7 protein-coding genes, 1 other RNA gene and 1 pseudogene are annotated in these 7,372 nt (G+C 44.6%); 5 read left to right on the top strand and 4 right to left on the bottom strand.

The window, feature by feature from the left end; translation table 11 throughout:
- Positions 1 to 262 precede the first annotated feature (262 nt).
- Together AEA42_RS04450 and AEA42_RS04445 are read right to left on the bottom strand one after the other, a co-directional pair.
- A pseudogene (locus tag AEA42_RS04450) lies at positions 263 to 469 on the bottom strand (hypothetical protein); the annotation flags it as partial.
- Between the two features lie 44 nt (positions 470 to 513).
- On the bottom strand, positions 514 to 1,305 hold the full coding sequence (locus AEA42_RS04445) for an SAM-dependent methyltransferase (protein ID WP_037415991.1): 792 nt from the start codon (positions 1,303 to 1,305) through the stop codon (positions 514 to 516).
- A 406-nt stretch (positions 1,306 to 1,711) separates the two neighbouring features.
- On the opposite strand from AEA42_RS04445, the gene bamE reads away from it, so the two are divergent.
- Entirely contained in the window at positions 1,712 to 2,203 is a 492-nt protein-coding gene (bamE, locus tag AEA42_RS04440; RefSeq protein ID WP_037416135.1) for an outer membrane protein assembly factor BamE, read from the top strand.
- A gap of 77 nt (positions 2,204 to 2,280) precedes the next feature.
- Here bamE and AEA42_RS04435 read toward each other — a convergent pair whose 3' ends face one another.
- Together AEA42_RS04435 and AEA42_RS04430 are read right to left on the bottom strand one after the other, a co-directional pair.
- The gene (locus tag AEA42_RS04435; RefSeq protein WP_037415988.1) at positions 2,281 to 2,616 is read right to left on the bottom strand and encodes an RnfH family protein; all 336 of its coding nucleotides are present in this window, start codon (positions 2,614 to 2,616) and stop codon (positions 2,281 to 2,283) included.
- Positions 2,606 to 3,043, bottom strand: a complete 438-nt coding sequence (locus AEA42_RS04430; protein WP_011623526.1) for a type II toxin-antitoxin system RatA family toxin — start codon at positions 3,041 to 3,043, stop codon at positions 2,606 to 2,608. Before AEA42_RS04430 ends, AEA42_RS04435 begins: the two co-directional genes overlap by 11 nt.
- Positions 3,044 to 3,298: 255 nt before the next feature.
- On the opposite strand from AEA42_RS04430, the gene smpB reads away from it, so the two are divergent.
- The 4 genes from smpB (at position 3,299) to AEA42_RS04415 (ending at position 7,279) form a co-directional block, all read left to right on the top strand.
- Positions 3,299 to 3,790: an SsrA-binding protein SmpB gene (gene smpB, locus AEA42_RS04425; RefSeq protein ID WP_011071661.1), complete on the top strand. Its 492-nt coding sequence runs from the start codon at positions 3,299 to 3,301 to the stop codon at positions 3,788 to 3,790.
- A 72-nt stretch (positions 3,791 to 3,862) separates the two neighbouring features.
- Positions 3,863 to 4,217, top strand: a transfer-messenger RNA (tmRNA) gene (gene ssrA / locus AEA42_RS21700).
- A 406-nt stretch (positions 4,218 to 4,623) separates the two neighbouring features.
- Positions 4,624 to 6,126, top strand: coding sequence for a site-specific integrase (locus AEA42_RS04420; protein WP_197278420.1), 1,503 nt, complete (start codon positions 4,624 to 4,626; stop codon positions 6,124 to 6,126).
- A gap of 1 nt (position 6,127) precedes the next feature.
- Positions 6,128 to 7,279, top strand: coding sequence for a DUF559 domain-containing protein (locus tag AEA42_RS04415; protein WP_055647082.1), 1,152 nt, complete (start codon positions 6,128 to 6,130; stop codon positions 7,277 to 7,279).
- Positions 7,280 to 7,372 lie beyond the last annotated feature (93 nt).

The following is a 7,372-nucleotide window of genomic DNA, read 5'->3' as shown; positions in this document are numbered from 1 at the left end:
TCAATCAGTGCCTTAGAGGCCAGCATCAAGCTGTTTAATCGTTTTAGGTGAAGTTCTGGGCAGTATTGGTGTAAAGAATGTTGTAGGATATTGGCTTCGCGCATCTTGTTGTCCAAGTGTAGTTTTTGGCGAAACCATTTGATCATGCAACAAGATGCGCTTCCACCCTAATTTGATGATTTATTTGTAAATCATCAGGGGATTCTTCAGGACTTAACTTTGAGTCAACAGAACTTATAACATTTTCGTGGTATTCAGAACGGTTACCATGGTTAACTAACACGAAGAATTGATAATCTCCATCTCCGTTCAGACTTTTGAGTTTTTTCATATCCCCCGTCATGACAGCAGTAATTTCATCAATACTTAAACCATAAGCAAGCATTACCACCTGTGGATTCTGCTTATAATCTTCCATTAACTGCGCATCTTGGCCTAACTGGGTAAAAAAATCCGATAATGCAAACATGTTTTCTCCTTATTGTTAATAATGACTCAGTATCACACTTCAATTTAGCCCAAATCTTCGGGACCGATCCCTAACTTAGCCAAAATAGCATAGTTGTACTCCAGCTTTTTTGCTGGCGGAATTAACAACGTACTAATCGGCGTTAAGTGTGCTTGGGGTAAATTCGCTAAAGGTAAACGCTCGATACGCGGGGCTTGGATTGGCAAATTGGCCGCTTCGTAGATGACCACCTCATGGTCGAGGGGATACCATTGATTTAACTGCTCCACGAGGATCTGCAACCTATCACTCGAGGTATGAAATTGGGTTAGGGTATGTTCGCCCGCAATCGCGATTTGCCAGAGTAATAAGTGGGTGGTGGGATCTGGCACATGGTTGAAAAACATAAACTGGCTAGCTTCAAAGCTTTGATGCCCGGAGTTGCCAGGGTCAATCCCTAAGTCGGCCCACAGGCAAGCTTCGGCCGAAATCCCCGGCTCCATCTTGGCTGAAAACCCTTCTGCCTTGGCACGAGTGATAGCCATATGGGATACACAGGCAAACACGCCCGGATGACCATAGAGTGCACACACAGTTTTTTTACCCGCTCTCACCGCATCTAGAATGGCATTGACCATTTGCTCGTAGGTGTCTCGGCGATTTTTAACTTCACCATTTTGCGCATAAAACTGCTGCAAATTGATGACATTGGAGTTGAGCTTCGTCAACCAACGCTGCGAGAAACCGTCGGGTAAGAGTGAAAATACAATATCGGCATGTTCAATATAGCTGCGGCTTAATACGCTAATTTGCCCCGCGAGCTGTAACCCCGTACCCACACAAACGAGTGATCCCAATGGTCTCTCCTAAAAAGGCGATCTCGGCGGATTAATACATAAATTCAAGCGCTGAAATAACGCTCTCTAAAACCAATATCATCGCTAAGATCATCAAAACAAAAAACTTTCACAACTCTACCCACATTTAGCTAACAATGCCACAGCACAATACTGCATTTGGTAAAATTTTCTGACCTAATTACCGCCCTACACGGTACATATAAAACAAAAAGCGATACAGGTAACAATCCCCATAAATCAGTGTTCATTATAAAAAGCTTCACACACAGCGAACTAAAGCCAGCCGCTTAGGTCGAAAACTCACACAATTGCAACGATAAGCGCCGCAACGCCCAATTACCCTTGTCATAGGGGGGACTGCTTGGGTATGATGGCCGCCAGATTTTCAGAAGTAGCGCATACAATGATCAATAAAAAGCAAAGTCTTACCCTGCTGAGTGCCATTGCGCTCTCAGTTTCGCTCAGTGCCTGTAGCGTGTTTGATTGGCTGATCTATAAGCCCGATATTCCGCAAGGCAACTACATGGAGCCGCAACAGGTTGAAAAGTTGCGTATCGACATGACCAAAGAGCAGGCCGAATACATTCTTGGTCGCCCAGTACTGCGTGACAGCTTTGCCGATGACACTTGGTATTATGTGTACCACTATAAGAGTGGCCGTGATGCGAGCATTACCCACAAAGAACTGATCCTGCACTTTACTGGCAACAAATTAAGCTTAGTGAAGGGCGACTATGAATTAAGCCCAGAGTTTAATACGCCGCTTGAGCAAAGTAAGTTGCCGATGGTAAACACCGCAGAATCTGCGCCGCAGGTGCCAGCACAGCGCCCAGATGAAAAGCCATTAGTGAAAGAAAATCAAACCGAAGCGCAAGTTCAAAAGCCAATCAAGTAAGTACACTGGTTTAACACTTACCTTAAAAACAAAAAGCGCCCATGGCGCTTTTTTTGTGTGCTGGTGTTGCAGACAGATTAAGACACCCGTCCACCGGTCACTTTATTGGCACGACCTTCATCCTTGGCCTTATCGGCACGGCGACGGCGCACATCCTTAGGATCGGCAATCAACGGGCGATAAATCTCTACTCGCTGCCCAGGTAAAATCACTTGGTCATGCTTAATCACATTGCTAAACACCCCAAGCTTTACCGTTTCTAAATCAATCTCAGGGAAAAAACTCACCATATTGCTCTGACGCACTATGTCAATCGCGCTCGTGCCGGGCAATACGCTAACCGAAATCACCTTCTGCTGAGTCGGCAGCGCATAAATAACATCGACGACGAACTTATCTGCTTCATTTGTCACTGTAAATTACCTTAGCGCGGCTGGTAAATGCCGTCACCATTGACACCATAAGATCATTAAACACTTTACCAAAAGCCATATCGACCAATGAGCTGGAAAACTCGAAATTTAAATCGAACTCCACCTTACAGGCATCTTCAGTCAACTCGGTAAAACGCCACTGGCCGAATAAGTGTTTAAAAGGCCCATTTTCAAGTCTTAACTCGATACTCTTTCCCGGCACCACCTGATTGCGCGTGGTAAAGGTCTTACGGATCCCCGCCTTACTCACATCGACCGAGGCCACCATGGTTTTACCATCAAACTCAAGCACTTTACCGCCAACACAACCGGGTAAAAACTCTTTGTACGACTCAACATCATTGACTAAATCATACATTTGCATCGCACTAAAACGAACTAACACACTTCGAGAAATTTGCGGCATAAAGCTTGGCACTCTCAATCTAAGTAAACACGCTGTCTCAAGCGAACTCCGCGCGCCCTAATCTCTAGGGAAGCTAACAAAAATTGGTTTGGATTCTACCACGATACTTAAAAAACGCACCCCTCACATATCCCTATGATGACACCGCCAAAACCGTATAAAAAACCAGCAACAAACTAATGAAGGCTTGAAATAGCTCAAATAAACCCTTATATCCATTTCAAATTGATTCACCGTGCGTATAATGGCGCCACTATGGTAAAGAAAAACTCAAAAAAAGCCGCGCCTGCGACAATCGCACGTAATAAGCGCGCAACCTTCGAATACCGTTTCGAAGAAAAAATGGAAGCCGGCCTATCCCTCATGGGATGGGAAGTGAAGTCTATCCGCATGGGTAAAGTGAACCTATCGGACTGCTACGTCTTCCTGAAAAATGGCGAAGCCTTTATGCACGGCTGTACCATTATTCCGCTCAATACCGCCTCTACCCATGTGGTGTGCGACCCTATACGACTCAAAAAATTACTGTTAAGTCGTAAAGAGTTGGACAAATTAGCAGGTTTAGTGGAACGCCAAGGCTACTCGATTATCCCTATCTCAATGTACTGGCGTAAAGGGGCTTGGGTCAAAGTGGAAATCGGCCTAGGTAAAGGTAAAAAAGATCACGACAAGCGTGAAGATACTAAAGCGCGCGAATGGGAAGTCGAAAAAGCCCGCGTAATGAAAAAGGAAAAAACGCGCGGATAATGAACAAACGATTGAACTTGCAGCAAATGATACTAGGTTATCTTTACGCTACGAGTTACAATCAACTTTCTTGGGGGCGATTCTGGATTCGACAGGATTCACGAAACCCTGGGAGCATGCCGAGGGGCGGTTGGCCTCGTTAAAAGCCGCAAAGTTATAGTTGCAAACGACGATAACTACGCTCTAGCCGCTTAATGCCGCTAGCCATCTACCACACGCTTCGCACATGGGCAGTGGATTTGATGGTCATCTCACATCGTGCTAGCGAGGGAACCCTGTCCGGGGGTGAACCGCGAAACAGTACCGGACTCACCGTTTGGGATCCTGTCTTTCGGAGTTCAAACGGTTAAACAATAGAAAGACTAAGCATGTAGCGCCTTGGATGTAGGTTTTCTGGACGCGGGTTCAAGTCCCGCCGCCTCCACCACCTTCCTAAAGGACTGATTCCATTACGGTTTCAGTCCTTTTTTCTTTTCTGAGCCTGACACAACTGTGCTACAGGAGTGTGCTACATGGCTTCCCTTTTCCCGACTTATCTCTATCAACGAAATGCAGTCTGGTGGTATAGACAAAGGCTACCCAACAGGCGTATAAATGCGACATTGAGAGTTTCGCTTCGGACAGCCAACTTAATAGAGGCTAGGACGTTAGCGTTATTGCTCAATTGTTTCATTAGCAAGCAAACTATCTCTTTATCAGATAGTTATTTGAGAACACGACATAGTGCTGCCACCGAACATAAAGGTGGAGTTGACGGGCCTGAACCCCCTAATAAAGTCAGCTTTTGGTTGAATTACGAGACGTTTAACCAGTCAACACATGAGGAATCTCAAATGACGTCTTGTTATGAAACCCTGAAAAATCAAGCTAGAAAGATAATCCATCATTACCATCGTATGGAGCTGGCCGATTGGCAATCGAGCCCCAGAACCGAAGATGAATATGAAATATGGATAGATTTCTTACAACTATTCAAAAGTCAAACAACCGAAGCCGCAAGATTGAACGACCTACGTCAATCTCAACGGCTCGTTAACGACTATTTCGCTGATACTGAGCAGCCAGTTCTGCCCCCAGAACAACTCAATCAACTCACCCGTATGGTCTGTGACCGTATACCTGATATCTATTCGGCCATGCTAAAGCACCAACCCATTGATTTAGCAGAAGAACAAAAGCAGTCAACTGAAAAATCATCTTCAGATGTCTCAAAGGGAACTGAACCCGCGTCCATAAATTCCACCAATATAGTCCCACTAGGTCAGGCCATTGGGGAATACCTTAGCGAGAATCAAGCCAAAGGATGGAAAGTCAGGACGATAAATCAGTACCAGCACTCGCTAGTGGTTGCGAGCAGCTTTTTTGGTGATGTCGCAATCGGCACTCTCACCCGTGAACACGGCAGAGCATTAAGAGGGATTCTGCCCAAACTCATTAAAGGAAAGACTCAAGAAGATCTCCACAAGGATGGCATCAAAAACTGCACTACTGATACCGCCAGCATGCAAATCAGCTCTGTCACCGCCAATAACCATATGAATCGACTCAGGGAGTTTTTCCGCTGGAGTGAGTCAATGGGGTATATCAATCGAAATCCCTTGCCAGACGACAATATTCCCATGCCTAAGGTATCTAAGCAGGCCAAACGTAATCCGATCACAGACCAAGAAGCCAAGCAAATCTTTGCTCATCCCTTATTTGCTGAGCATAAAGGGATTAAGACAAGGAAAATCCAGCATGCAAGCCATTTCTGGCTGCCGCTTATTGCCGCTTATAGTGGCATGCGACTAGGTGAAATCTCGCAGCTTAGTGTAGGAAATATACGAAAGCTTGGGGAACATTGGTGCTTTATAGTCGAACAAAGCTCTGAAGATCATTACTTGAAAACGCCAAATGCCCAACGAGCCATACCAATTCATAACGAGCTGATAAGAATAGGATTTATCACTTTTGTTGATTATGTAAGAGCAAATGGAGGCGAACGCTTATTCACTAACATTCGTCTGCTACAAGGTAACTACAGCAACAAGCCTAGTGAATGGTTTATTAAGCAACTTAGGGATAATTTAGGATTACCTCTGCATGTTACCCCACATGCTTTTAGGCATTCAGTCAAAGACAAACTAAGCCGAGTTGAGGCAAATCCTGAAAACATTTCCCGCTTGCTAGGTCACGCTGGCGGTCAGTATGGTGGACTAGTCAGTACTGAAGTTTCGCATTTAGTTCCACTGATAAATGCTATCGACTACGGAGCCGCCACAGCACATATTCAGCCAATAGTGCCTGATGCTTTCCATTACTCTCCCGTGTCAACTCTTAGCGATGTGGAGGTGTAAGATGAATACTTTAAACGACTTACTGAAACTCTCAAGCTCAAAGTATGACAACACTCTTAATACAGCTAATGAGCTAGATAGTACCAATCAAAGACCTCTCAAGAATACTGCTTCGCTAGTTGTAGCACGAACTTTTACTCAGCATGGAGTAGTTGAAGCTCCGTTTGACAGAGAAGAATACCTTAGGAATCGGCAGGCCTTAATCGAAAACTCACGAACTAGGCGCCATTTCCGTGATACCAAATTAGCCGAACTGTTTCGAGGATATTGGTGCCGCCCTCCAGAACTAGAAAGTGTCCATAATTTAGATGAGCAGAAACGAATACTTCAAGAACATAACCAATATGAGCAACCGTTTCTCAACATGAGAAAGCTTTATCTACTGGTTCACGGCTCAAACAAACGCTATGCCCAATGGATAGGTAGAGCCATACGAGAAGCTATTAAGGATGGAGCGATATCAGAAAGGGGAGATGCCAGATGGTTAATGTGCGAAGATTCTAAAAATATCAATAAGTTACACGCTAAGCATGCGATGATATTACTCACCCATGGTCCGAATGCTATCTATAATCGTGACTTGCTAAGACAGCTCTCTGAATATACAGGGGTTCCCATACCGCCTGTTTGTAGAGCGAGAGCTGAACAACTGTTTGCAGTAAAGCTGAGAAAACTTATAGAAAGACTAGGAACAAGTATATGTGCTCGCTCCTGTGAACTAGAAGAACAAGCCCCAATCGAAAATTATCGTGTTGATTTTATAGTAAAAGTGCTAAATGAAGGGGAGGTTACCGATCAATTCATCCTTGAGTTTGACGAAGCTTATCATCAAACAGTGAGGCAACAGCGGAAAGACAAGCAACGAGACGCTCACCTACAACAACTTGGCTATAAGATTATAAGGGTGAAGGAGAGTGAAGCGGATAACTGGCTAAAAATAACTCGTTTACTCGACTACCCACTCCATGAACCAACAATACGCAGGGAGTGTATAGAGAATGCAACCTATATCCACCCGAGAACTAAAGAGCCTTATATTTCGGTGGATTCGATAGATAATTGGGACGCATTTGATCGAGCAGTTACCGCTAACTTAATCAAAGACACCAAGCAAAAGTTTGATCTGATCCAATACTTTTGGACACCACGCTAAGTGAGTAAAATGACTTAACGAGGTGAATATGACAACCCAAAAGACCCGCAAGACTCACACTGCTGAATTTAAAGCAGAAGCCCTTAAACTAGC

Origin of the sequence: Shewanella sp. Sh95, from assembly GCF_001308045.1 — a bacterium.
Lineage (GTDB): Bacteria > Pseudomonadota > Gammaproteobacteria > Enterobacterales > Shewanellaceae > Shewanella > Shewanella xiamenensis.
Note: the sequence above shows the minus strand (reverse complement) of the source record. Positions and strands in the feature narration are given on the sequence as shown.

Coding starts and splice junctions, on each gene's coding strand:
- bamE (WP_037416135.1), top strand. CDS start 1,712: ATGATCAATAAAAAGCAAAGTCTTACCCTGCTGAGTGCCATTGCGCTC.
- AEA42_RS04430 (WP_011623526.1), bottom strand. CDS start 3,043: ATGCCGCAAATTTCTCGAAGTGTGTTAGTTCGTTTTAGTGCGATGCAA.
- smpB (WP_011071661.1), top strand. CDS start 3,299: ATGGTAAAGAAAAACTCAAAAAAAGCCGCGCCTGCGACAATCGCACGT.
- AEA42_RS04420 (WP_197278420.1), top strand. CDS start 4,624: ATGACGTCTTGTTATGAAACCCTGAAAAATCAAGCTAGAAAGATAATC.
- AEA42_RS04415 (WP_055647082.1), top strand. CDS start 6,128: ATGAATACTTTAAACGACTTACTGAAACTCTCAAGCTCAAAGTATGAC.